Genomic DNA, 24126 nt, shown 5'->3' with positions numbered 1-24126 from the left:
CCACAGGCGGCGCGCCACCTGTTCGCTCAGCAGCGGAGCGGTGGTCAGCTTGCCGCTGACCAGCATATGATAGCCCTCCGGCCCCGGACGCAGATGCCGGTCGCCCGGATGAAGCGCCCGGCCGCTGCCGTCGCGGTCCGGCAGCAGGCCGGCATAGGTGGCCAGCACCGATCCTTCGTCCAGTTCGACATTGGGCAGGCATTGGCGGATGGATGCCAGGGCGGACCGGACATCCTCCGCCGTGGGTTCGGGCGAAAGGCCGCCGGGCGCGGGACGATAGAAAGTGCCGACGAGCGTCGCGGCGCCATAGCGGCGAAAGAAGAAGCTGCGCCCGCGCCCCGGCGTGGGCGACAGGGCGTAGGCGTCGCTGGCGGGGGGCGCGGGAATGTCCATCAGCAGGTTGAAGGCGAGGACCGCCGCGCTCGGCGCCCGGCGCGCCGGACCGATGCAGCGTCCCGCCTGCGCGCCGCCGCAATCGAACAGCCGGTCGGCGGCGATCCTCTGTTCGCGCCCGTCCCTTGCGTTGCGCAACTGGACGGCCTGGAGGCGGCCGCCCTGCTCGATCAGGCCGGTGACTTCGGTGGAGCGCAGCACGACGCCGCCGCGCTGCTCCACTTCGGCCAGCATTTCCCTCAACAGCGCGGGCGGGTTCAGCAACTGCGCATCATACCAGACCGCGCCGCCCAGCAGGCCATGGGACGCGACGTCATAGGCCTGCAAGACCTCCTGCCGCGAACAGGCGCCATCTTCGGGAAGCGGCACATGCTGGCCAAGCGCCGTTCGCAGCATCCGGTCGAGACCTCGCGCAAGGGCGAACAGCCGGGGCGAGCGGGGGGCGCCGGCATAGAGCGGCATCACGCAGCGCAGCGGCCGCACCTGATGCGGATAGCGGTCGATATACCAGTTCTGCGCGCGGCGGCTGCGCACCCAGCGTGGGATGTTCATCGACTGGAGGTAGCGCAGCCCGCCATGGACGATGCCATAGCTGTTGACGGACGCGCCGGAGGGCCGGTCGTCCCGATCGACGAGGATCGGGCACACGCCCCGTTCGAGCGCGGCGAGCGCCAGCGTGGCGCCCTGAATGCCCGCCCCTATGATGACGGTTTCAGGCATCGGCGGACACATGCTCCACGATCTTCTCGATCCGATAATGCTGCTTGCCGTCGCCGCGGGTGAAGATGACGATCTCCGCGATCAGGCCGATCGCCGCGATCTGGATGCCCAGCACCAGCAGCAGGACGACCAGCACCAGCAGCGGGCGGTCGCCCAGCGGAATGTTGCTGACCTCCCGCTGGAACAGCAGGAAAGCCATCAGGACCAGGCTGCTCAGGATCGACGCCGCGCCCACCGTGCCGAAGAAGCGGAAGGGGCGCTGCATGAAGCGGACCAGGAAGCCGACCGCCATCAGGTCCATCATCACGTCGAAATAGACGCCCGGCTTGTGTTGCGGCCGGCCGGCGTCGCTCTCGGCCTGCGGCAGGGTGAGCTGGACGACCTTGAAGCCATGCACCTCCGCCAGCAGGGGCAGGAATCGCTGCTTCTCATCCTGGAGCGGGATTTCGTCGAAGACGCTGCGATGGACGGCGCGGACGAGGCATCCGGGGTCGTCATATTTGGCCCCGGCAAATCGCGCCATCTTCTGGAAGCCCCAGCCGCGCAGCCGGTTGAACATGGCGTCCGCCCGTCTGTCGCGGCGGGCGGCGACGACGTCGGCTTCGTCAAGATGATCCAGAAGTTCGGAGATCGCCGCGCCGCCGATCTGGAAATAAGCGGGCAGGAACAGCAGGTGCCGCCCGGTCGACTGGCGGATGCCTTCGCGCAGGCAGGCGGATTCCCCGAACTCCCGGCCGAAGCGGATGATCTCTATGGGTTCGCCGTCGCGTTGCAGTTGTTCCAGCGTGGCGACCGGATAGTCCGGCTGTCCGTCGATGACGAAGATGAACTCGTAACTTTTCCCCGATGATGCAACCCTGTCCCGATATTCGGCATAGACGCGGGCGGCATCGTCGAAACGCTTGAGGACCGGTACGATGACGGAAATGTCCATGACTTCGACCAGGTCAAGCTTTGCCGTGGCAACCATTGTTCAATCCCCCAATTTGATTTGGGCCGACAGTTTCGCGCCCAGCGACGCGAAACCGGAAACATTGCCGGTCAGGCTGGCGAGCATCTGCCCGATCACCGCCCATCCCAGCAGGAACAGCGCCAGCGACAGCCAGAGCACGCCGATGGCCAGCATCGGCAGCGCCAACCCCCCGCCCCAGACCGCCGCCGCGACGGACAGCAGGCCAAGCAGGGTGATGCCGACGATCATATGGCGCGGCCATGCCATGGGCCGCCGCACGAAGCTCAGCAGGATGCGGATCGACACGATGTCCAGCATCACCTTGTAGATGCGCGAGAAGCCATATTTGGAGACGCCGAACTGGCGCGGATGGTGCCGCACCTCGATCTGCGCCAGCCGCGCCCCGGCCAGGCGGGAGAGGGCCGGAATGAAGCGGTGCATCTCTCCATACATGGGTAATTGCTTGATAAGCATGCTGCGGAAGGCCTTTAGCGAACAGCCGCTGTCCCGCACCGCCACGCCCATCAGCCGGGCCATGATGCGGTTGGCGCATTTCGACACGAAGACGCGCAGCCCGCCATCCTGCCGCTTCCTGCGCCAGCCGACGACGATGTCGTGCCCGGCGTGGATCAGTTCGACCATGCGGGGTATGTCCAGCGGATCGTTCTGCAGATCGCCGTCCATGGTGACGATGATGTCGCCGCGGGCATTCTGGATGCCGGCCGCCATCGCGGCGGTCTGGCCGTAATTGCCGCGGAACTTGACGATGCGCACGCGCCCGTCCCGCTCAGCGACTTCCGCCGCGCGGACGAAGGTCGCGTCCCTGCTGCCGTCATCGACCAGCACGACTTCATAGCTGGGCCGGAAGTCCGCCAATGCATTGCTGATGGCTTCATGCAAGAGTTGTACATTGTCCTCTTCATTATAAAGAGGAACGACAATCGAAACATCGACCATGCGTCAATTCCTACAATATTATATAATATTGCCGGGCGATGCCCCTTATGACTTCCATAAATGGGTTCAACGCCAATCGATTCAGCGACCTTGGAAACACATTCACATAAATTTCAGAAACATACCATTATGTAGTCATACCTACGGCTAAGCGTTCTCCCTTATATTGACTTAAATTCGGTTAGATCGAATTCTTGCGCCATCGAACATCCTGTCGGCTTTTGCCGAATGTGAGATCATATTCATGGCCACCACATCGGAGCATCTGGGACCGCCCGTCGTCCTGCCGTCGCAGGATGGCCGGCGCGCGCCCATGGCCCTGCCCGGAGCGGCCCATGCCCTGGTCGCGGGGTTGCTGGCCTGCCTGGTCTATGTGCTGACCGTTCAGACGCGCCCCGCCCATATCGACGAATTCTACCATCTGCTGGCGGGGCGCAGCTGGGCCGCGGACGGCAGCTTCGCGATCCTGGACGGCCGTTACGAACGGGCGCGGCTGTTCACCGCCATCGTCGGCGGCAGTTTCGATCTGTTCGGGCGGTCCGACCTCTGGGTGGCGCGCATTCCCTCGCTGCTCTTTTCGGGCATCAGCGTCGCCCTGGCCTTCCAGTGGCTGCGGCAGAGCGGCGGCATATGGAGCGCAGTGGCCGGCGCCGCGCTGTTCGGCCTTGCCGGCTACACGCTCGACATCGCGCATTTCGCCCGCTTCTACGCGCTGCACGCGCTGATGATACTGACCGCGGCGGGAAGCCTTTTCCTCGCCACGCGGCCTGCGGGCCGGTTCAGGCCGGGCTGGCTGGCCGCCACGGCGCTCTGCCTGGCCATAGCCGCCCATCTGCAACCAGTGACGGCGATTGCCGCGCTGGCCCTGGGCTGCTGGCTGCTGTTCGACCAGCGCGCGACGATAGCGACGATGCGCCCGCTGCACCTGATCGTGCTGGGCGCAATCGCGCTGGCCTGCGCAACCATCGCCCTGTCGCAGGCCGGGCCAGCGCTGGAAAGCTATCGCCATGCCGAGCGCTGGGCGACCGGATCGCAGGACGACGCCTTCTATTATCTGCGCGAATTCCGGGCGCAGATGCCCGCCATGCTGCTGCTCTGGCCAGTTGCGCTGGCGGCGGCCTGGCGGCGCAATCCCTCGCTGGCCAGCCTGTGCGCGATCATGGTGATGCTGTGCCTGGCGCTCCACAGTTTCGCGGGGATGAAGGCGTGGCGCTACAGCTATTATGTCTTTCCCTTCATCTGCATGGCCTATGGCCTGGCCATCGGCGCGCTGGTCGAACGGTTCGGCGGCAGGGGAACGCTGCGTCCAGCCCTGCTGGCGGGCGCGGCGATGCTGCTGCTGATGGGCGGCGACGTCGCCTACCGCCATTCCGCCCGGCTGATGGCGTCGACCCTTGCGCAAGGGCCCGCCGCCCTTGCCGCGCCGGTGCCCGACGGCGAATGGGACAGGGCGGCGCCCGAATTGCGGCGGATCGCGCAAGGCAGCAGCCTGCTCGTCACCGGCGACGACCTGCGCACCCTGGCGCATATCGGGCCGTTCGACCTGTTCATCAGCCACAGCCGGTTGGGCGAGCTCAAGCCGCCGACCGACTTCAACAGCGATTTCCGCACCGGCCGTCCGCTGATCGACAGCCGGGCCGCCCTGTCCGAAGTCATCGACTGCACCGATAACGGCGTCGTCATCGTGTCCGATTATCAGTGGCGCAATCCCATGGGCGTGCGCCCCGAAATCGCCCGTGAGATCGAGCGGCGCCTGACCCCCGTCCCCACGCACAGCAGCTTCCACGTCTACAGCTGGCGGCACCCAACCGTGCGGCGTGCCTGCCCCCATGTCGGGAAGCAGGCCCTTCCCGGCACGAAAGGCGCGTCCGTGGTCAGGCCCCTGCCGCCCCGCGGGCGGTGCGTGCCGTCAGGCCAGTCATGTCCGCCTGCGTTCTTTGGCATTGCGGCAACCGCAGGTGCGGCATGACTGGTTTGCTTCCTCCCCCCGATCTGGAAACGGGGTCGGTCCAATATGCCCGCCGCTTTGCGGGGCCTTCGGGCGCCTATCTGCTCGACATCCAGGACCGCGGCCTGCGCGATCTGGTGGACGATGGGCCGCCCCTCCACCAAAGCGCGCTGGATGTCGGCGGCGGCCATGGGCAGCTTGTCGGCGGACTGCTGGACATGGGAATCAAGACCACGGTCCTGGGCTCGACGGCCGATTGCGCCGAACAATTGTTGCAGGGCGCCGATGCCGGCCGGGTGGATTATGTGACCGGCGACCTGCTGGCCCTGCCCTTCCCGGACGGCCGTTTCGACCTTGTCACCAGCATCAGGCTGCTGGCGCATATCGACGATCCGGACAGGCTGATCGACGAACTTTGTCGCGTCGCCCGCTACAGCGTCATCGTCGATTATCCGACATTGATGGGCGCCAATGCACTGTCGGCGGCGACCTTCCCGATCAAGCGGCTGATCGAGAAGGACACGCGCACCTATCGCAGCTTCTGGCCCGCCCGGATCGAGCAGGCCTTCCGCCGCAACGGCTTCGCGCCCCGCCGCCGCTTCAAGCAGTTCAGCGCGCCCATGGGCCTCCACCGCCTGGCGGGGAAGCCGGTGCGCATGGTGGAGGAAGGATTGCGCCGCATCGGCGTCACCAGCCTGATCGGCAATCCGGTGCTCCAGCGCTTCGACCGGGAGAGGAAGGCATGAGCGCGGACGGACGCCCCATCGTCGCCGTTACCGGCGCGACCGGCTTCACCGGCGGCGCGCTGGCGCGGCGGCTGATCGGCATGGGCTATCATGTCCGGTCCATGACGCGCCGCCCGCCCAGCGCCGCCGAAAGGGAGAGCGGCATCGAATGGATCGGCGGATCGCTGACCGACACCGATGCCTTCGCCCGGCTGGTGGAGGGTGCGACGGCCTGTTTCCACATCGCGGCCATGTATCGGTCGGAAGGCGCGCGGGAGGAGTTCCTGAGCGCCAATCGCGACAGCACGGCAGCGTTGCTGGCGGAATCGCGCAAGGCGGGGGTGGCGCGCTTCGTCTATTGCTCGTCCATCGGCGTGCATGGCGATGTGGCGGAAACGCCGGCCGACGAAAACGCGCCCTTCGACCCGCGCGATCCCTATCAGGAAAGCAAGCTGCTGGCGGAAGACCTGTGCCGCGACGCGATGATGCGGCCGGGCATGGACGTCGTCATCATCCGCCCCTGCGCCATTTACGGGCCGGGCGACACGCGCATGCTTAAGATGTTCCGCATGGTGCAGCAGGGCCGTTTCCTGTTCATCGGATCGCGGCGGCCGAATTTCCACCCGGTCTATATCGACGATCTGGTCGATGGATTCCTGCTGGCGATGACGAGCGATGCGGCGCCGGGCGGCACCTTCATCATCGGCGGCAAGACTTATCTGCCGTTGCGCGACTATGTCGCGACCGCCGCCAATGTGCTGAACGTGCCCGCGCCCCGGCGCACCGTGCCCTATGGGCTGGTCAATCTGGCCGCGCATGGCTGCGAACTGCTCTGCGCGCCGCTGGGGGTGCAGCCGCCATTGCACCGCCGCCGCCTGACCTTCTTCAAGCATAACCGCGCCTTTTCCATCGCGCGGGCGGAACAGGCGCTGGGCTTCCGGCCCGCCGTTGGGCTGGAGGAGGGCTTCCGCCGCACCGTCGCCTGGTATCGCAATGAAGGGCTGCTGGTATGAGCGCTTCAGCCGATCAGGCGCCTGACGCGGCCCCGGTCGCGCCGGTCCCGGCGATGAAGGCCGAGCGCCGCGACGCCCGCGACCATGCCCGCCAGCGCCGTGACGGGCGCCGCGACCCCGCACAGCGCGGCAATGCCGCAGGCCGCGCCTGCCCCGGCGCTCCATCGGACGAAGCGGGATGCGCCCGCGCCATAGTGTCCCAATATGCGCTCCAGATCGGCTATGGCGATCCAGTCCGGGCTGGCCGGCGGGCGCACCGCGACCGGCCGCACCGCGCCGTCGGGGCAGGTCAGCGACTTCACCAGCAGGAAATCGCCCGCCGCGATGGTCATGGAAAGCGGGACGGAAATCGACAGCAGGGCGCCGGACGACCGCCGGTAATGGATCGGCCGCGTGCCGCCCGGCTGAGGCGCGCCGAGATCCACGACCATGCCCTTTTCCTGGAGCAGTCCCACCATGCCGAAATGGGTCGGCACGCTGTCCGCGCCCTGAAACCAGGGCAGGGCGTCCGCCGCCGTCCTGTCGGGGGCGTCGCCGGCTGGGGCCTTTGCGAGCAGGTCGCCTTTCGCGCTCATCATGTCTCCTTCCCTTCAGCACCTAGCGGGGAAGCAGGCGCATCGCCATGGCGACAAAGGGGCTTCATCCGATGAGGGTGGCGACTCGCCTCGCCATGGCGCCGCTGCTGATGCTGCTGGCCCTGCCGCTGACCGCCGAGCAGCCTGCCGCCGGGCAACCGCCCCTGTCGGGCGTCAACATAGCAGGCGGGGAATTCAATTCCGCGCGCAAGCCCGGCGTCTTCGGCAAGGATTATATCTATCCCGACGCAAGGACCGCCCAGCCCTTCATCGACATGGGGATGCGGATCGTCCGCGTGCCGATCCTCTGGGAACGGGTGCAGCCGGCGCCGCTGAAGCCGCTCTCCACGACGGAGATGGCCCTGATCGACAAGTCGCTCGCCAGTCTGGCGCCGTTCCGGACCATCGTGCTCGACGTGCATAATTACGGCCGGTACAACGGCCAGCGGCTGGACCAGATTTCCAATGGGTCGGCGATGCTGGCCGATCTCTGGCAGCGGCTGGCGGAGCATTACAAGGGCAATGGCGCCGTCGCCTTCGGCCTGATGAACGAGCCCTATGGCATGACGCCAGCCGCCTGGCGGTCGCTGGCGGACGGCAGCGTCGCGGCGATCCGGCGGACGGGGGCCGCCAATCTCATCCTCGTGCCGGGTTCCAAATATAGCGGCGCGCATAGCTGGACCACGGGCGGATCGAACTCCAACGCGCTCGCCTTCGCCGATTTTCGCGATCCTGGCGACAATTATGCGTTCGAGATGCACCAATATCTGGATGCCGACAGTTCCGGCACGGCGACGAGCTGCGTCAGCCCGGACCTGATCGATGCGCGGCTGGCGGGCGCGACGACATGGCTGCGGGCCAATGGTCATCGCGGCTTCCTGGGCGAATTCGGTGCGCCGCCCGACGACAATTGCCTGCGCGGGCTGGACGTTCTGCTCGCCCATTTGCGCGCCAATGGCGATGTCTGGATGGGATGGACCTATTGGGCGGGCGGCGCCTGGTGGGGCGCCCGCTATCCGATGAGCGTTCAGCCGACCGGCGGCCCCCGTCCGCAGGCCGCGGTGCTCAGCAAATATATCGTTGCAAGGGAGCCATGATGAAGCAGTTTTCCGTCATGAGCGCAGCCGCCACGGCGGCCCTCATGATCCCGCAGGCGGCCTTGTCCCAGACCGAGGTGGAGGTTCCGCCCGACGGTTTGCGGGTCCGGCCGACCGTGCGCCTGCTCTACGACAGCAACGTCCTGCGGCAGAATGACGACCTGGTCACCGGAGAGCAGGACGACCTGCGCATCACGCCCAGCGTCGACGTGACCTACCGCCGGCAATTCGGTCTGCACCGGCTGACGGTGATCGGGTCGGCCGGCTATGATTTCCACCAGCGTTTCGAATTTCTCGATCGGGAAAGGATCAGTCTTCAGGCCGATGCCGATCTGTCCGTATCCGGTTACTGCCATGTGCAGCCCAGGGCGCGGCTGAATTTCGCGCAATCGAATCTTTCCGATCAGGGCGTGGTCGTCGGCAACACGCAGAGGACGCAGGATTACAGGGTCGCGGTCGACTGCGAGAAGCCCTATGGCTTCTTCCCCGTGGCCGCCATGGGCTATCTGAATACCAGCAACAGCGCCTCTTCGCGGCGGATATTCGACATCGACACGTCCACGGCGATGGCGGGCATCGGCTATTCCAAGGCCAGCCTGGGCGAAATCCGCGCGACCTTCCAATATGAGCGTTTCCGCCGCCCCAATGCCGACGAGGCCATAGCCGGCCTGCGCGACGGCGCGGAAAATTACCGCGCGGGCATCCTCTTCCGCCGGGCCGTGGCGCCGCGCCTGAGCTGGCAATTGGGCGCCAATTATTTCAAGACCAAGCCGCGCGCGCCCGGCATTGCCGACTTCTCCGGCCTGGGGGTGGAGGCGCAGGCGGTCTATACCCCCTCCAACCGGCTGTCGATCCTGTTGGATGTCGACCGCAGCTCCCGCAATCAGAGCAATACGGGCGCGACCTATATCGTGCAGACCGACTTCAGCCTGCGCGGCAATCTGAAGCTGGGGGCGCGCTCCGGCCTGTCGGCCGGCGGAAGCTACAGCCGCCGGTCGTTCAAGGGAGAATTGCAGCTCGACACGCCGCTGCTGCGCCGGTCGGACCGCACCCGCGCGGTCTTTGCCGGCTATCGTTACCAGTTGCGCAGCCGCCTCAATGCCGGGGCGGAGATACGCCATGAGTGGCGAACAACGGCCGTCGACCAGTTCCGTTACAAAAGCACGTCGGGACTGCTGTTCGTCGGACTGGATCTATGAGGTACTGGCCATGAAACCGATCTTCCCTGCCCTTTCCATCCTGATCCTTGCATCCCTTTCCGCCGCCGTTCCGGCGATGGCGGCCGATGCCGCGCCGGGCGCGGCGCTGGCGTCCAGCTACATATTGGGCGCCAATGACGAGATAAGGGTGTCCGTCTTCGGCGCCTATCCGTTCGACGTCAAAACCCGGATCAAGGAGGACGGCAGCGTCACCCTGCCCAGCGTCGGGGAAGTCGTGGCGCAGGGCGTGACCGCCAATGCGCTGGCGACCAAGGTGCGCGATCAACTGAAGGCGGGCGGATATTTCGTCAATCCGATCGTCAATGTGGAGGTGGTGAGCTATGTCAGCCGGGCCGTGACCGTCTTCGGCAATCTCCAGAATCCCGGCATCTATCCGCTGGACCGGCCGCAGACGATCGCGATGATGCTGGCCCGCACCGGCGGCGCGCGGACCGATGCCGCCGATTACGCCATATTGCAGCGCCAGGGCGAGGAAGACCGCCGCATCCCGCTTGAAGACCTGAACAGCGCGACGGGAACCGGGCAGATGCTGCGCCCCGGGGATTCCCTGTTCGTGCCCAAGGCGGAGGACGTTTTCATCTACGGCCAGGTCAACAAGCCCGGCAAGATCACCTATGAAAGCGGCATGACGCTGCGCCAGATGCTGGCGCAGGCAGGGGGGCCGACATTGGGCGGATCCGAAAAGAAGATCAGCCTCAACCGCGGCAACCAGAGGATCAAGCGCGCCGACCTGGACATGCTGGTGAAGCCGGGCGACGTCTTCACCGTCCAGGAACGCATCTTCTGATCAGGCTGGGAAGGAACCCGAAATGCCCCTGTTTTCCTGGATAGCGCGGTGGCTGAAGCCAAGGCGCAAGCCCAAGCCCCAGAGCGAGGAGCTGGCGCGCCGCATGGCGGCCATCCGCGCCGCCGCCGCCGCCGAGCCCGCCACCCCGGCGCCCCCGACGGCCGACATGTTGCGGTCGGCCATCCGCAAGGGGTTCAACTCGACCCAGCCCGTCACCAGTTCCAGCCATCTTCACGGCCGGCAGGAGCAGTTGGAACTGCTGGTCGAGGGCGTTCTGGACCGGGGGAATCACGCCCTGATCTACGGCGCGCGGGGGTCCGGCAAGACGTCGCTGGCGCGGGTCTTCGCCAATATGGCCGACGACCGGGGCTTCGTCGTCCTCTATTCGGCGTGCGAGCCGGATCAGGATTTCGGGGCGCTGATCAGGCCCTATGTCGATGCCCTGGCCGGGGCGCCGGTCGACTGGCCCGGGGACCGTCCGGTCAATCCGCGGGACGTGATCGAACAGATCGCGCCCCGCGCCCGTCGCCGCTTCGTCCTGATCCTGGACGAATTCGACCGCATCACCGACGGCGCCGTGCAACATGATGTCGCAAGGCTGATGAAGATGCTGTCCGACGCGGCCATGCCGGTTCATATCGTCGCGGTGGGCATCGCGGCGGGGGTCGACGCCCTGATCGCGGGCCACGCCTCCCTGCGGCGGCACATGTCGGTGATCCCGATTTCGCGGATCGAATCCCAGGCTGTGTTCGACATCATCGCCAAGGGCGCGGTGTCGACCGGCATGGGCTTCACCGATGCCAGCCGGGAGACCATCGCCCATCTCGCCTGCGGATCGCCCTATCATGTCCGGCTGTTCTGCGCCCTCGCCTGTTTCGAGGTGATCAAGCGGCAGGAGCGGAAGGTCGACCTGCCCGCCACGCTGGCCGGGGTGGCGCGGGCCGTCAACGACTGGGCGCTCACCAATGCGGAGGATGCGGCGCTGTTCCGCAAGGTGATCGCGACGAACAGCCCGCACTGGAGCATGATCGAGACCATCGCCCGCACCGCCGCCGCCCACGGCTTCATCACCCGGCACGCGCTGTCGGATGAACGGGGCGAGCGCATCCTGTCCCAGTTACGGGACGCGCTGATCATCGATGCGGCAGAGGATCGCATCGCCTTCCAGGACAGCCTGGCGCCGCAATTCATGCTGGCCATGCTGTTCGCCGCGCAGAACAGCGAGAAGATCGATGAGAACATCATCAGCATGAACGATCTTCATCGCCCGATCGCCGCCGAATAGGCCGGATCATCGAATAGGATAGTGACTATGCTGATATTGGACATATTCCGCGCGATATTGCAGCGCTGGCGGCTGGTGGCGGGGATATTCTGCAGCGTCATGCTGCTGACCGCGGTCTGGATATTGATGACGCCGCGCGAATATGTGGCGTCGGCCACGCTGCTGTTCGACACGCGCGCGCCCGACCCGCTGCCCGGCGAGACGCGCGCGGCCGGCGAACCCGCCGCCATGCTGGCGACCGAGGCGCAGATATTGCGCGGCGAGGCGATCACCGGCCATGTCACCCGCGCCCTGGGCCTCGACAAGGAACCCGAACTGCGCCGGCAGTGGTTCGACCAGACCAACGGAACCCAGACCTTCCAGGGCTGGCTGAACCGACGGGTCCAGAGCGGGCTGGAGGTCACGCCCAGCCCGGCGGGCAGCACCATCGACATCGCCTATCGCAGCAGCAATGCGGCCAGATCGGCGGAGATGGCGAATGCCTTTGCCGATGCGTTCAACAAGACCCGTCTGTCGATGAGCAATGATTTCGCCAAGCGCTACGCCGACTGGTTCAAGACCCGCCTCAGCGAATCCGAGGCGCGGATGGAAAGCGCGCAGAGCGAACTGGCGAAGTTCCAGCGCGAGCACGGCATCGTCTCCACCGGCGCGATCGATGCGGAAAGCACGCGGCTGAGCGAATTGTCGTCCAAATTGTCCACCGCCGAAGCGTCCGCCGCCGATGCGGGCGCCCGCGCCGCCGCGGGGGCGAGCATGCCCGAAGTGCAGTCGAGCGGGGTGGTCCAGGGATTGCGCGCGCAGATCGCGACCAAGTCGGCCGAAATCCGCCAGATGTCGGCGGAACTGGGGCCGAGCCATGAGTTGATGCGGGCGGCCAATTCCCAGCTTGCCCAGTTGCGGGCGGCATTGGCGCAGGAAACGGCCAAGACGTCGGGCAGCCTGTCCGCGGCCAGTTCCGCCGCCGCGGCCAACCGGGGCGCCATGCAGTCGCTGCTGAACCAGCACCGCGCCCGCATGCTGTCGCTGGCGGGCGACCGGGGCAAGCTCAACGTGCTGGAAAGCAATGTGGAATCGGCCAAGAAGCAATATGAAACCGAGACGCAGCAAATGGCCGAACTGCGCGCGAAAAGCAGCATCCCTTCGCTGAACGTGCTGCACCTGAACGCCGCCGAGGCGCCCTTGCTGCCGAACGCGCCGAACATTCCCGTGCGGCTGCTGATGATGACGATATTGGGCCTGATGCTCGCCATTGGCACGGCGGTCCTGCTGGAATGGCTCCAACCCCGCGTCCGCAGCCGCGATGCCATGACATATCTGACCGGCGTGCCCGTGCTGGGGCAGGCCGACCTCCGTCACATCGGACAGCAACTCCGCCTTGAAGGAGCCAAATGGTCATGAGACTCCGATCCACAGAGAGAAGCGAGCAGCCCGGCGCGATCTTCATCGCCGCCGGCCCGGGCGAAAAGCCCGAGATGAATGCCGCGGGGCCGATCCAGGTCGATCCGCTGGTCGTGGCGGTCAGCGACCCGGAGGACCGGCTGGCGGTGCAGGCGCGCGACATACAGTCGACGCTGGCCGCGCTCCGCCTGGCGGACGGGCGGGCGCCCTCCTCCATCGCGGTCCTCACGGTCGGCGCGGTCGACGAGGCGGCGATCCTGACCGCCAATGTCGCGGTGTCGGCGGCGCTGAGCGGGCTGCGGACGCTGCTGGTCGACATGAAGCAGTCGGACTTCGTCCAGCACCGGCTGCTCGGCCAGGCGCCGGTCACGCCCACCGATCCGGAGGATGACCTCCACGCCTTCATCCGGCCTGCCTCGATCCCCAGACTGTCCCTGCTGGCGGCCGCATCCGACAGCCGGGGCCTGGCCGACATGATGGCCGATTTCGACCTCTGCCTGGTCGACGCCAGCCATGTCGAGGATCTCGCCCTGGCAGCGGCCGGCGCGGACGTGGCGATACTGGCCGTCAGCCGCGACGCCACCACCACGGCGGACCTCAAATCCACGATCAACAAGCTGTCGATGCTGGGCATGCCGTTGATCGGCACGGTCATGATCGTGTGACGGCATGAAGCGTGGAACAGGCATGAAGATCGTCCATATCTCCCGCCAATATCATCCGGGCATCGGCGGGCTGGAGAATTTCACCCGCAACCTCTGCGAGGAGCAGGCGCGGGCGGGCCATGAGGTGCGCATGGTCACGCTGAATCGCATCTTCGACGGCGATGGCGCCGAACTGCCCGCGCGGGAGACGATCGGCGGGGTGGAGGTCGTCCGCCTGCCCTTCCGCGGCGGACGGCGCTATCCCATTGCGCCGGCGGTGCTGCGCCATGTGCGCGATTGCGACCTGATCCACGTCCATGCCATGGATTTCTTCGTCGATTTCCTGGCCCTCACGCGCTTTCTGCACCAGAAGCCGATGGTGCTCAGCACCCATGGCGGCTTCTTCCACACGGATTATGCGCAGCGGCTGAAGCAGGTCTATTTCCACAGCATATCCCGCCTGTCGCTGAGCCGCTTCCACGCGACGATCGCCTGCAGCGAGGCGGATCAGGAGAGTTTCGCGCGCATCTGCCGCCAAAGGCTGACGCTGGTGGAAAATGGCGTCGACATCGACAAGTTCGCGGCCGCCGCCGACCCGGATGCGCGGGCGATCCTCTATTTCGGCCGCATCGCCCCCAACAAGCGGATCGACCGGCTGATCCGCTGGTTCGCCGCGTTGAATGCGCTGGACCCGGCCTGGTCGCTGATCGTCGCGGGCAAGCCGATGGGCGTCGCCCTGTCCGACCTGCGCCGGATCGCCGACGAACAGGGCGTATCCCGGAAGGTGGAATTCCACGACAGCCCCAGCGACGAGGCGCTTCGCGCGCTGATCGGGCGCAGCAGCATCTTCGCGTCCGCCAGCGCCTATGAAGGGTTCGGCATATCGTTGATCGAGGCGGTTTCCGCCGGCCTCTATCCCGCCGCCAGCGACATTCCGGCGCATCGCCGGTCCTGCGAGAAGCTGGGCGTCGGCACGCTCCTGCATTTCGACGATCCCCTGTCCGCGGCGCGGCTGCTCAAGGATTTCCGGGCGGCGAGGGCCAGGGGAGCCCTTAAGGACGCGGCCGAACCGCTGCGCAGCTATAGCTGGCCGCAGGTCTCGGCGCGCATCGTGCATATCTACGACCAGATATTGGGCCATCGCCAGCGGGCCATCGGTCCGGTGAAGGTCGCCGTCCTCTCCCAGACGGAGGCGCTGGCGGAAATCCGGTCCCATGTCCGCGCGCAAAGCCCGAAGGTCATCGCCTTCTGCAACGCCCATATGGCCAATCTGGCGCGGAAGGACGACCGGCTGGCCGGGGCGCTGAGCAATGCGCTGGTGCTGAACGACGGCATCGGCGTCGATCTGGCGAGCCGGTTGCGCTATGGCCGCTCCTTTCCCGTCAACCTCAACGGCACGGACTTCATCCCCGCGCTGCTGAAGGACCATCCCGAAGGGCTCCGGCTGTTCCTGGTCGGCGCGGCGCCGGGCGTGGCGGAGCGCGCGGCGGTGACGCTGCGCCGCCTGTGCCCGCGGCTCTCGATCGTGGGAATGCAGCATGGTTTCTTCGACCCGCAGGAGGAAGCGGGCCTGAGCGACCGCATCGGGGCGAGCAAGGCCGATCTGGTGCTCGCCTGCATGGGCAATCCCCGCCAGGAGATCTGGGCGGCGCGCTGGGCGCCGGAGTTCGGACGGCCCGTGCTGTGCGGCGGCGCTTTGCTCGACTTCCTCGCCGGACGGGTGCGGCGCGCCCCGGCCTGGGTGCAGCGGGCGCGGTTCGAATGGGCATGGCGGCTGTTTCAGGAGCCGACCCGGCTTGCGGACCGCTATCTGCGCGGCAATCTGAGCTTCATCGTCCATGCGCTGAAGGATGCCTGGCGGGGGCAGGATTGGGAGGATACGCCCCCGCCAGCCCCGACCACAGCCCTGCGGGGGGCCGATGCGGCCTGACGCCAGCATGCCCCGGCGCCGGACGACCATGCCGAAGCGCATTTCGGTCGTCATCCCGTTCTTCCAGCGCAAGCGCGGGCTGCTGCGCGAAGCCGTGCGGTCGGTCGCCTGCCAATATCTTCCCTGGCCCGCCGAAGTCGAACTGATCGTCGTCGACGACGGTTCGCCGGTCGCGGCCCAGCTGGACCTCGATAATCTCGCCTTGCCCGACTGGATCAGGCTGCGCATCCTTCGCCAGGCCAATGCCGGCCCGGCGGCGGCGCGCAACCATGGCCTGGACGCCCTATCGCCGGATTCCGGCTATATCGCCTTTCTGGACTCCGACGATCAATGGTCGACGCACCATCTGGCCTGGGGGATCGACACCCTGGGCACGGCGCATGATTTCTACTTCTGCGACAGCGCCATGCCGCCGACGACCATGTTCGCGGCCATGGCGTTTTTCCAGGCGCTGCCGGCGCAGCAGGGGGTCGAATTGCTCGACGGGACGCGCGGCACCTATTGCTTCGTCGGGACGAGCGGCGGTTCGTCGATGGTGCGCGACTATCTGTGCCAGACATCGTCCGTGATCCTGCGCAGGTCGGCGGTGGGATCGCTCCGGTTCGAGGAGAGCCTGCGCTATGCCGGGGAAGACTGGCTGATGTGGGCGCGGATCGCGCATCGGGCGCGGGGCATCTGCTTCTCGCTTTCCGCCAACAGCCTGCGCGGCGAAGGCATCAACCTGTATCGCGACGCGCATGAGCGGCTGGGCGGGCGCAATCTGCGGCGCATCCTTTCCATGATCCGGGCGAACGAGTTGATGGGCGCGATCGACGGCATCGACGCGCAAAGCCTGATGCTGACGCAGCAGCGGCGACGCAGCTTCCAGATGGAACTGGCGGCGATCCTGATGCATCCGCGGCTCTATCTGGGCCTGATGGACCGGCTCCAGCGGGCGATGATCGCAAGGGCCTATCGGCACCTCTGGCGTGACCTGCCCGGCTATTGGACGGAAATCCTGCGCCGCAAGCTGCGCCCGGCCGGGATGCCGGAGGTGCCCGCGTGAAGCTCTATTATTACCGGGCGCCGCAGGGGAATTTCGGCGACGACCTGAACGGCTGGCTCTGGGAAGAACTCGCGCCGGGCCGCTGGTCGGACGAGGATGATGGCGATCTGTTCTGCGGCATCGGCACGATCATCGGCAACGACATGCCGCAGGCGAAACGGATCAGGGTGTTTTCCAGCGGCATCGGCTATCGTCCCGTGCCCGCCGATTTCGACAGCGGGCGGTGGAAGGTGACGGCGCTGCGCGGGCCGCTGACGGCGCAGGTGGTCGGGCGGCCGGAACGGGCGGTCGCGGACGGTGCGCTGCTGCTGTCGACCCTGCCGCGGCTAAAGCCACTGGCCGAGGAAGAACGGCACGGGACGATCTTCATTCCCCATTATGAGGCGATGGACGAAGGTCCCTGGGAAAGGGCGTGCGGGCTGGCGGGCGTGGAACTGGTCGATCCCCGGCAATGCGCGCATCGGGTGATAGAGCGCATCCGATCGGCGCGGCTGGTGATCGCGGATTCCATGCATGCCGCGATCATCGCGGATACGATGCGGGTGCCCTGGGTGCCCGTTGCGTCGTCCCGGCGGATCAACAGCTTCAAATGGCTGGACTGGACCCTGTCGCTGGACCTGCCCTATGAGCCTGTGGCGCTGCCCTCGATCAGCCTGCGGGCCTATTATGAGGGGCAGGTGCAGCGCTGCATCGGACAGGATTTCCGCCTGCCGCGGCCGGACAGGGAGAGCGCCATGGCGCATTACCGGCGGATGATGCGGCGGGAGGGCAATGGGCTATGGCAATCGGTGCGGCCCAAGGTGAAGCATCATCTGCGCGCGCTGCCGGGGCGCCTGCCGGCGCAGCGCGTCGCGCGGGGCGCGATGGTGCGGTGGGACAGGCGGCGGACGGAACGCATGGCGACGGTTTTGCATCGGCTGGTCGGCGCGCCCGCTTTCCTGAGCGGCGATGCGATTTTCGCGCAGAGGGTCGAACAGCTGAGCAGTGCGCTGGACGGTTGCTGGGGGCGGTGAAGGCTGAATATTGCCTGTGGCTGGCCTCCTCCCTTTACCGCGCCAGCATCCGCGCCCGGCGCCGCCGGACCAGGTGACGGGCCAGCATCGGCCAACTGCGCCGGTCGCGCAGCATTTCCATCAGCAGCGCCCCCGGTCGGCGGGCGCGCAGATGCGGATAGGCGCGGTTCCAGATCGCCTGGTCGCGGATCGCGTCCGCCCGTTTCGACAACAGCCCCGCCAATGCCCTATCCGCCCGGATGCGCGGGCGGGCGAGCAGGCCCAGCGTGTGCTCGCGCATGGCCTGGAGGTTGAGGATGGTGCGCGACTGGCCCGAACTGTCGGAGGAGATCGAACCGATGCGCTGGGTGAAGAGGTAAAGCCCCTCCCCCATCAGCATGAAGCGCGCGCCGGCCAGCAGCCAGTCCAGAACGAAGGCGAAGTCCTCGCCATGGCGCAGGTGGGGCGGATAGCGCAGTCCGCGTGCATGGAGGAATCGGCGGCGGAAGATCGGCTTTAGCTGGCCATAGTCGAAGGGGGAACGGCCGGTCATGCACTGGCCGACGAAATCCGCCGCGCCGACCTGCCGCACATGATCGTCCGCCAGCCTGAGCGCCCGGCCCGCCACGGCCTGCGCCTGCCAGTCGAAAAACAGCAGATTGTCGGCCACCAGATCGGCCTCATGCCGCCTCGCCACCCCGGTCATGCGCTGCAGCCGCCCCGGCAGGAACGCGTCGTCGGCGTCGAGTATCGCGATCCACTCGCCCTGCGCCTCGGCCAGCCCCCTGTTGCGCGCAACCGAAGGTCCGCCATTTTCCGCGCTGACGATCAGGCGGACATTGTCATGTAGCCGCGTCAGGCCCTCCGCCACGCTCGGCGTGTCGTCGCTCGACGCATCGTCGATGATCAGCACTTCGACCGGCACCTGCTGCCCCAGCGCCGAATTTACGGCGCGAACCAGCGTATCCTGCGCGTTATAGGCGGCAATTATCACAGATACACAAGGGGTTAGGTTCCGCTGCATAGGTGTTATGCCTTACTCGAAACAGGGGTGGGCTTTGGATATAACAGCCGCACAAGCAGCAGCGAATTGAGGGAATACCCCTAGGACATGTCCCAAGGGTTCGAACCCGATCTTCCCAATGCGGACAGATAACATGCCGATGGTCGCCATTTACAGACGCGGTTTCCTGCCCCTGTCGGAAACCTTCATTGCTGACCACATCCGCTCGCTGCGTCGTTATCGGCCCTTCGTCATGGCTGACGATATTGTCGGCGGCCATTATCGGGACGGACAGCAACTGCACCTGCTTCATGAACCCGGCGCCGGAAAGTGGAAAAGGATCAGCAGTCGACTGACCGGACATTACCACCATCTCGACGGACAATTGTCCTCACGCTCCGCTGGCCTGATCCACGCGCATTTCCTTCAGGACGGCGCGGGCATCCTGCCGCTTGCCCTGCGGCGGCGCATGCCGCTGGTGGTGACGGCCCATGGCTATGATGCGACCGTCACCGCGCGCGAACATGCGCGGCGGACAGAGGGGCTGTGGTACCTGATGCTGAAGCCCGTCCTGATGCGCTATGTCGACGGCATCATCTGCGTGTCGAACTGGATCAGGCAGTGCCTGTTGGAGGCCGGCTATCCCGAAGGCAAGCTGCGGGTCATCCGCCTGGGCATCGACCCCGCCGAGCTGCCGCAGGTCGATTCCCCCTCGCTGCGCCGGGGCGCGCTGTTCGTGGGCAGGCTGGTCGAGAAGAAGGGCGTCAACTTCCTGCTCGACGCCTGGGCGAAGCTGCCGCCCCGCCTGCGCGAGGAGCCGCTGACCATCATCGGGGACGGCCCGATGAAGCCGGCGTTGATGGATCAGGCACGAAAACTGGGCATCCAGCCGGTATTTGCCGGCCCGCAGCCGCGAGAGGCCGTGTTCGCCGCCATGGCCCGGCACAGGATCTTCGCCATGCCCAGCATCCGCGCCGCGAATGGCGACAGCGAAGGGCTGCCCATCGTGCTGATGGAGGCGCAGGCCATGGGCATGGCGGTCGTCGCCTTCGACGACGGGCCGATGCGCGAAGCCATCCGGCCGGGGCAGAGCGGCCTGCTGGCGGAGCGGCGCGACACCGGCAGCTATGCCGCGCATCTGGAACGGCTGCTGCTGTCGGCGGACCTGTGCGAAAGCTTCGGCCGGGCGGGACGGGAATGGGTCAACAACAGTTTCCACATCCGGTCCAACATGGCGGAACTGGAAGATTATTACGACGAAATCATCGGCCGCAGGGAGAGACGCCATTGAACATCCCCATTTCGGCCGCCCTCGCACCCCATGGCGTCACCAACGCCCGCATCCTCATCCTGTCGCGCCACGATTATCGCACGGCGCGCCGCGCCAGCGTGCATTTCATCGCCCAGAAACTGGCCGGACGGGGCCATGACGTCGCCTTCCTGTCCATCGGCTACAGCTGGCTGTCGCGGCTGCGCGGCGACAGCCGGGCGGGGCTGGACCCGCGCGCCAACCGCTGGGAAACGGTGGACGGCCTGCGCGCCTATCTGTGGCGGACACGCTGGCATCCGGTCAAGATGCCGGTGCCCGATGCGCTGACCGGCTGGCTGTTCCACCGCTGGGCCGGCATGGCCTGCCCCGCCCTGGACGAGGCGGCGGCGACGGCGGACCTCATCCTCATCGAATCCGGCATCGCCCCCGCGCTGATCCGGCGAGTGCGCGCCATCGCCCCGCATGCGCGGATCGTCTATCGCGCGACCGACCTGCTGGCGACCGCCGGCGTGCCGGCATGCATCGAAACGACGCTGCAAAGGCAGGCGCGCGACATCGACATGGTCGTGGTCGTCGCCCGCAGCATGCTGCCGCATTTCGACAGCTTCGACTGTCCGCGCATCTTCATTCCCCATGGCGTCGACCTGCGAAACCTGCGCCGGCCGACCGTCAGCCCCTATGACGGGCCGCATAATGCGGTGGCGGTCGGATCGATGCTGTTCGACGAGGGCGCGATCCGCACGCTGGCGCAGGCGGTTCCCCATTTCACCTTCCACATGATCGGAACACCCAAGCACGCCTTCCCGTCCAATGTGGTGCTGCACGACGAGATGCCCTTCGAACGGACGCTGCCCTATATCCAGCATGCCGATGTCGGGATCGCAGCCTATCTGCCGGCGGAAGCATCGGCCTATCTGGCGGATTCCAGCCTGAAGCTGATGCAATATGGCGCCATCGGCCTGCCCGCCGTCTGCCCGGATTTCGCGGTGGGCGAACATGGACTGCGTTTCGGCTATCGGCCGGGCGACGCCGATGGGATGGTGCAGGCCTTCGCCAGGGCCGCCCAGACGCGCCGGCGGCCAGCGCCGACGCAGGATTGGGGCGATGTGGCCGACCGGCTGGTGGAGGTCGCCCTTGGCTGAGCTTGTCCTGCAAAGAGACGTCAGGATGCAAGGCGCCGGGGACATGCTGCGCGCGGTCGTGCCGGTGGCGGCCGTCGCGCTGCTGGCGGCGACGGTCCTGTTCAACCCGTTCCTCGCCTGGGTGAACAGCCATGTCGCGCCGATGAGCGGGTCGATCGTGTCCGTGATGCAGGGCGGCATCGTCATCTCTGCATTGCTGCTGGGCCTGTTCCAGCCGGTCGCGCTGGCGGCGCGATGGTGGACGCTGGCCGCGCTGCTGGTGATGGCCGTGCTGCTGACCAGCGCGATCCGGGCGCAGTTCAATCCGAAGATATTGGGCGACGTGCTGCTGATCCCGGCCTTCATCCTGCTGGGCACGGCGCTGCGCGCCGACCTGTTCCGCCGGTCGGTCCTCGTCATGCAGGCGTGCATCCTGCTGGTGGGCATGTGGGAACTGGCGCGACCGGACCAATATGGCGCCTTCTTCAACGTGGTCGATTATTATGTGAACACGCGCGGCTACGACGCCGACGCCTTCTGGGCGGGCGGATCGCTGTTCCTGAGTTCGGAGCGACCGGGCGGGCGGCTGTTTCTCAACGGCTTCGGTTTCCATCGCGGGTCGTCGCTCTTCCTGGAGCCGGTGTCGCTCGGCAACTGGGCGGTCGTCGTCACCATCTTCACGGCGGCCTGCTGGCGCGAACTGTCGCGCCGGGGCCGGGCCTTCATGGTGGCGTCCACCTTCGCGCTGCTGGTGATCTGCGACGGGCGGCTCGCGATGACGGTCATCCTGCTCTTCTGCCTCTATCTGCCGCTCTGCCGCTATTTGCCCGACCGCTGGAGCGCGATCTACCTGCCCGTCATGCTGGGCCTGCTTTGGCTGGGGGACGCATTCGGCCTGCTGATGCCCAATGGCGACAATTTCGCCGGGCGGCTGGGCATCGGCCTGCATGCGCTGGGGACGATGGATGCCGCCGCGTTGCTGGGGGTCAGACCCGAATTTGCGCGGCTGGACGATGCGGGATGGGCCGATTTCATCCAGTCCCAATCGGTGCTCATCGCGCTCGGCCTCTGGCTGGCGCTGTCGCTCGCCGGGTTCGGCAGGGCGCCGGGCGACCGCATGGCGAAACATGGCATCATGCTGTTCCTCATCCTGTGCCTGCCGATCAGCAATTCGCTGCTTTCGATCAAGACGGCGGCGTTGATGTGGGCGCTCTACGGCTTCTGCTTCGCACGCGGGCGGAGGGCAGCGGACAGCACGACCCCGGCATGAGCGGGCGGCATATTCCAGCGCTGGACGGGCTGCGCGGCTTTGCGGCGCTGATCGTGATGCTGTCGCATTTTCCCGATGTCGGGCTGCCGTCCTGGGTCAATCACCGCCTGGGCGATTATGGCGTGATGCTGTTCTTCGTGCTCAGCGGTTTCCTGATGGGCCATCTCTATCTGGGGCAAAAGCCCGACGTCGCGGCGCTGCTGCGCTATGGCGTGGCGCGGGCGGGACGGATCCTGCCGCTCTATCTGGCGGTATCGCTGCTGTCCTTCTTCCTCTTCAGCTATGCCGATCCGGCGTTCATCTATCGCATAGACGGCCAGCAGCTCCTGCGGTTGCTCAGCTTCACCAGCGCGCAGCCGATCTTCTGGTCCATCGGCCCGGAATTCCAATTCTATTTCCTCTTTCCGCTGATCTGGATGGCGTTCCACAGCAGCCGCCCGAACAGGCCTGTCGTCCTCCTGGCGCTGACGACCGCGATCTGCCTGAGCTATGCGATCAGCAGTTGGACGCCGGGCTTCTCGGTCTTCGCAAAGCTGCACATCTTCATCGCCGGGATCGGCACGGCGTTGCTGATGAAGGCAGCGCCGCTGCGCCCGCCGCTCGCCATGCTCGTGCTGGGAGGCGCCCTGGCCTTCCTGGCCGCCATCCTGCTGTCACCGACGTGGGCCGAGCCCTTCCTCTTCCCATCGACACGCGGCGACCCCAAGCATATCGGCTATTATGGCGATCTGGCGAAGGTCCTGCTCTGCGCCTGCGTCATCCACAGCGCGACCATCGACCATCGGCTGAACGACTGGCTGTGGGGCAATGGCGCGATGCGACGGCTGGGGGCGTGGAGCTTCTCGCTCTATCTGCTGCACATGCCCGCTTTCTATCTGGCGGGATATTTGCCGATGCCGCCGGCGCCGCGCGCCGTGGCATCGCTGCTGCTGGCGGTCGGCATCGCGGCGCTGTCCCATCGCTTCATCGAAGGGCCGGCCAACCATTATTTGCGCCGCCTGCTTGCAAGGCTGTTCGACCGGCAGCCCAAGGTCATCCTATTGCCCGATCTCAGCCGGGCGGAGGTTCGAAGGTGAGACGATAAGGAAAGACTGGATGCGCAAGGAAAACAGGGTCGCGCACGGGTCGGTGAAGGACGATGAGGGACGTATAGGCTGGCTGGACGTGGCCAAGGGCCTGTCGATCCTGCTGGTCGTCTTCCATCATGCCGCGCAGACGGGTGCTTCCATCGGCTCTGTTGCAAAAATCGTGAAGCTTGAGCATGCTTGGCGGAGATTGGACGGACGGAACGATGACGGATTTCAAGTGGCGCCATTTCCAGGGTGATGTGATCCTGTGGGCGGTGCGCTGGTATTGTCGCTATCCGATCAGCTATCGCGACCTTGAGGAAATGCTGGCGGAACGCGGCATTTCGGTCGACCATACGACGATCTATCGCTGGGTCCAGTGCTACGCCCCGGAGATGGAGAAGCGGCTGCGCTGGTTCTGGCGGCGTGGCTTTGATCCGAGCTGGCGCCTGGATGAAACCTACGTCAAGGTGCGGGGCAAGTGGACCTACCTGTACCGGGCAGTCGACAAGCGGGGCGACACGATCGATTTCTACCTGTCGCCGACCCGCAGCGCCAAGGCAGCGAAGCGGTTCCTGGGCAAGGCCCTGCGAGGCCTGAAGCACTGGGAAAAGCCTGCCACGCTCAATACCGACAAAGCGCCGAGCTATGGTGCAGCGATCACCGAATTGAAGCGCGAAGGAAAGCTGGACCGGGAGACGGCCCACCGGCAGG

At 66.4% G+C, this 24126-nt stretch carries 22 protein-coding genes and 1 pseudogene; 18 read left to right on the top strand and 5 right to left on the bottom strand.

Annotated elements, in window-relative coordinates:
* The 3 genes from L286_RS26785 to L286_RS26775 form a co-directional block, all read right to left on the bottom strand.
* On the bottom strand, positions 1–1113 hold a 1113-nt coding region (locus L286_RS26785), incomplete at its 3' end, for an FAD-dependent oxidoreductase (RefSeq protein ID WP_021222980.1).
* On the bottom strand, positions 1106–2083 hold the full coding sequence (locus L286_RS26780) for a glycosyltransferase family 2 protein (protein ID WP_013053795.1): 978 nt from the start codon (positions 2081–2083) through the stop codon (positions 1106–1108). The genes L286_RS26785 and L286_RS26780, both read right to left, overlap by 8 nt.
* 3 nt (positions 2084–2086) lie before the next feature.
* Positions 2087–3022 carry a glycosyltransferase family 2 protein gene (locus L286_RS26775; RefSeq protein ID WP_013053794.1) on the bottom strand — a complete coding sequence of 312 codons (936 nt, stop codon included), beginning with the start codon at positions 3020–3022 and terminating at the stop codon, positions 2087–2089.
* A gap of 244 nt (positions 3023–3266) precedes the next feature.
* On the opposite strand from L286_RS26775, the gene L286_RS26770 reads away from it, so the two are divergent.
* Genes L286_RS26770 through L286_RS26760 form a run of 3 tightly spaced genes read left to right on the top strand, consistent with a single transcriptional unit; the run spans position 3267 to position 6708 of the window.
* Positions 3267–4991 (top strand): ArnT family glycosyltransferase, encoded by a 1725-nt coding sequence (locus tag L286_RS26770; RefSeq protein ID WP_020819731.1) that lies wholly within the window; start codon positions 3267–3269, stop codon positions 4989–4991.
* On the top strand, positions 4988–5716 hold the full coding sequence (locus L286_RS26765; protein ID WP_021222979.1) for a methyltransferase domain-containing protein: 729 nt from the start codon (positions 4988–4990) through the stop codon (positions 5714–5716). Before L286_RS26770 ends, L286_RS26765 begins: the two co-directional genes overlap by 4 nt.
* The gene (locus tag L286_RS26760) at positions 5713–6708 is read left to right on the top strand and encodes an NAD-dependent epimerase/dehydratase family protein (RefSeq protein ID WP_020819729.1); all 996 of its coding nucleotides are present in this window, start codon (positions 5713–5715) and stop codon (positions 6706–6708) included. The genes L286_RS26765 and L286_RS26760 overlap by 4 nt, the downstream gene beginning before the upstream one ends.
* 5 nt (positions 6709–6713) lie before the next feature.
* On the opposite strand, the gene L286_RS26755 is transcribed toward L286_RS26760, so the two are convergent.
* Positions 6714–7286: a hypothetical protein gene (locus L286_RS26755; RefSeq protein ID WP_020819728.1), complete on the bottom strand. Its 573-nt coding sequence runs from the start codon at positions 7284–7286 to the stop codon at positions 6714–6716.
* Positions 7287–7354: 68 nt separating this feature from the next.
* On the opposite strand from L286_RS26755, the gene L286_RS26750 reads away from it, so the two are divergent.
* From L286_RS26750 to L286_RS26710, 9 genes are read left to right on the top strand one after another with little or no spacing between them, the layout of a single operon-like run.
* Positions 7355–8380: a glycoside hydrolase family 5 protein gene (locus L286_RS26750; RefSeq protein WP_029986860.1), complete on the top strand. Its 1026-nt coding sequence runs from the start codon at positions 7355–7357 to the stop codon at positions 8378–8380.
* 17 nt (positions 8381–8397) lie between these two features.
* Positions 8398–9579 (top strand): outer membrane beta-barrel protein, encoded by a 1182-nt coding sequence (locus tag L286_RS26745; protein ID WP_238559284.1) that lies wholly within the window; start codon positions 8398–8400, stop codon positions 9577–9579.
* Between the two features lie 10 nt (positions 9580–9589).
* Positions 9590–10387: an SLBB domain-containing protein gene (locus L286_RS26740; protein WP_020819725.1), complete on the top strand. Its 798-nt coding sequence runs from the start codon at positions 9590–9592 to the stop codon at positions 10385–10387.
* Positions 10388–10409: 22 nt separating this feature from the next.
* The gene (locus L286_RS26735; RefSeq protein ID WP_020819724.1) at positions 10410–11672 is read left to right on the top strand and encodes an ATP-binding protein; all 1263 of its coding nucleotides are present in this window, start codon (positions 10410–10412) and stop codon (positions 11670–11672) included.
* A gap of 27 nt (positions 11673–11699) precedes the next feature.
* Complete coding sequence (locus L286_RS26730; RefSeq protein WP_020819723.1) at positions 11700–13070, top strand: exopolysaccharide biosynthesis protein; 1371 nt, start codon at positions 11700–11702, stop codon at positions 13068–13070.
* A complete protein-coding gene (locus L286_RS26725; RefSeq protein WP_021222976.1) occupies positions 13067–13735 on the top strand; it encodes a hypothetical protein in 669 nt (222 codons plus the stop codon). Before L286_RS26730 ends, L286_RS26725 begins: the two co-directional genes overlap by 4 nt.
* 22 nt (positions 13736–13757) lie before the next feature.
* Positions 13758–15644, top strand: a complete 1887-nt coding sequence (locus L286_RS26720; RefSeq protein ID WP_020819721.1) for a WecB/TagA/CpsF family glycosyltransferase — start codon at positions 13758–13760, stop codon at positions 15642–15644.
* 28 nt (positions 15645–15672) lie between these two features.
* The gene (locus tag L286_RS26715) at positions 15673–16689 is read left to right on the top strand and encodes a glycosyltransferase family A protein (protein WP_021222975.1); all 1017 of its coding nucleotides are present in this window, start codon (positions 15673–15675) and stop codon (positions 16687–16689) included.
* The gene (locus L286_RS26710; protein WP_020819719.1) at positions 16686–17702 is read left to right on the top strand and encodes a polysaccharide pyruvyl transferase family protein; all 1017 of its coding nucleotides are present in this window, start codon (positions 16686–16688) and stop codon (positions 17700–17702) included. Before L286_RS26715 ends, L286_RS26710 begins: the two co-directional genes overlap by 4 nt.
* Before the next feature lie 34 nt (positions 17703–17736).
* Here L286_RS26710 and L286_RS26705 read toward each other — a convergent pair whose 3' ends face one another.
* On the bottom strand, positions 17737–18675 hold the full coding sequence (locus tag L286_RS26705; RefSeq protein WP_020819718.1) for a glycosyltransferase family 2 protein: 939 nt from the start codon (positions 18673–18675) through the stop codon (positions 17737–17739).
* Positions 18676–18838: 163 nt separating this feature from the next.
* Here L286_RS26705 and L286_RS26700 point away from each other — a divergent pair, with 163 nt between their 5' ends.
* The 6 genes and pseudogenes from L286_RS26700 to L286_RS26680 form a co-directional block, all read left to right on the top strand.
* Positions 18839–19975 carry a glycosyltransferase gene (locus tag L286_RS26700; protein ID WP_020819717.1) on the top strand — a complete coding sequence of 379 codons (1137 nt, stop codon included), beginning with the start codon at positions 18839–18841 and terminating at the stop codon, positions 19973–19975.
* Complete coding sequence (locus tag L286_RS26695; RefSeq protein WP_020819716.1) at positions 19972–21096, top strand: GumK N-terminal domain-containing glycosyltransferase; 1125 nt, start codon at positions 19972–19974, stop codon at positions 21094–21096. The genes L286_RS26700 and L286_RS26695 overlap by 4 nt, the downstream gene beginning before the upstream one ends.
* On the top strand, positions 21089–22345 hold the full coding sequence (locus tag L286_RS26690) for a polysaccharide biosynthesis protein GumE (RefSeq protein WP_235181759.1): 1257 nt from the start codon (positions 21089–21091) through the stop codon (positions 22343–22345). Before L286_RS26695 ends, L286_RS26690 begins: the two co-directional genes overlap by 8 nt.
* Positions 22342–23421 (top strand): acyltransferase family protein, encoded by a 1080-nt coding sequence (locus tag L286_RS26685; RefSeq protein WP_020819715.1) that lies wholly within the window; start codon positions 22342–22344, stop codon positions 23419–23421. Before L286_RS26690 ends, L286_RS26685 begins: the two co-directional genes overlap by 4 nt.
* A 19-nt stretch (positions 23422–23440) precedes the next feature.
* Positions 23441–23671: a hypothetical protein gene (locus L286_RS49160; protein ID WP_084498489.1), complete on the top strand. Its 231-nt coding sequence runs from the start codon at positions 23441–23443 to the stop codon at positions 23669–23671.
* Positions 23637–24126, top strand: a pseudogene (locus L286_RS26680) (IS6-like element IS6100 family transposase); the annotation flags it as partial. The gene L286_RS49160 and the pseudogene L286_RS26680, both read left to right, overlap by 35 nt.

The sequence above is a fragment of the Sphingobium sp. HDIP04 genome (genome assembly GCF_000445085.1).
Taxonomy (GTDB): Bacteria; Pseudomonadota; Alphaproteobacteria; order Sphingomonadales; family Sphingomonadaceae; genus Sphingobium; species Sphingobium indicum.
This window is presented reverse-complemented; position numbering and strand designations above follow the sequence as displayed.

What these genes read in the sequence shown, in the direction of transcription:
- L286_RS49160 (WP_084498489.1), top strand. Translation starts at nt 23,441, where the DNA reads ATGCGCAAGGAAAACAGGGTCGCGCACGGGTCGGTGAAGGACGATGAG.
- L286_RS26715 (WP_021222975.1), top strand. Translation starts at nt 15,673, where the DNA reads ATGCCGAAGCGCATTTCGGTCGTCATCCCGTTCTTCCAGCGCAAGCGC.
- L286_RS26770 (WP_020819731.1), top strand. Translation starts at nt 3,267, where the DNA reads ATGGCCACCACATCGGAGCATCTGGGACCGCCCGTCGTCCTGCCGTCG.
- L286_RS26720 (WP_020819721.1), top strand. Translation starts at nt 13,758, where the DNA reads ATGAAGATCGTCCATATCTCCCGCCAATATCATCCGGGCATCGGCGGG.
- L286_RS26740 (WP_020819725.1), top strand. Translation starts at nt 9,590, where the DNA reads ATGAAACCGATCTTCCCTGCCCTTTCCATCCTGATCCTTGCATCCCTT.
- L286_RS26755 (WP_020819728.1), bottom strand. Translation starts at nt 7,286, where the DNA reads ATGATGAGCGCGAAAGGCGACCTGCTCGCAAAGGCCCCAGCCGGCGAC.
- L286_RS26725 (WP_021222976.1), top strand. Translation starts at nt 13,067, where the DNA reads ATGAGACTCCGATCCACAGAGAGAAGCGAGCAGCCCGGCGCGATCTTC.
- L286_RS26765 (WP_021222979.1), top strand. Translation starts at nt 4,988, where the DNA reads ATGACTGGTTTGCTTCCTCCCCCCGATCTGGAAACGGGGTCGGTCCAA.
- L286_RS26735 (WP_020819724.1), top strand. Translation starts at nt 10,410, where the DNA reads ATGCCCCTGTTTTCCTGGATAGCGCGGTGGCTGAAGCCAAGGCGCAAG.
- L286_RS26700 (WP_020819717.1), top strand. Translation starts at nt 18,839, where the DNA reads ATGCCGATGGTCGCCATTTACAGACGCGGTTTCCTGCCCCTGTCGGAA.
- L286_RS26780 (WP_013053795.1), bottom strand. Translation starts at nt 2,083, where the DNA reads ATGGTTGCCACGGCAAAGCTTGACCTGGTCGAAGTCATGGACATTTCC.
- L286_RS26750 (WP_029986860.1), top strand. Translation starts at nt 7,355, where the DNA reads ATGAGGGTGGCGACTCGCCTCGCCATGGCGCCGCTGCTGATGCTGCTG.
- L286_RS26775 (WP_013053794.1), bottom strand. Translation starts at nt 3,022, where the DNA reads ATGGTCGATGTTTCGATTGTCGTTCCTCTTTATAATGAAGAGGACAAT.
- L286_RS26745 (WP_238559284.1), top strand. Translation starts at nt 8,398, where the DNA reads ATGAGCGCAGCCGCCACGGCGGCCCTCATGATCCCGCAGGCGGCCTTG.
- L286_RS26760 (WP_020819729.1), top strand. Translation starts at nt 5,713, where the DNA reads ATGAGCGCGGACGGACGCCCCATCGTCGCCGTTACCGGCGCGACCGGC.
- L286_RS26685 (WP_020819715.1), top strand. Translation starts at nt 22,342, where the DNA reads ATGAGCGGGCGGCATATTCCAGCGCTGGACGGGCTGCGCGGCTTTGCG.
- L286_RS26730 (WP_020819723.1), top strand. Translation starts at nt 11,700, where the DNA reads ATGCTGATATTGGACATATTCCGCGCGATATTGCAGCGCTGGCGGCTG.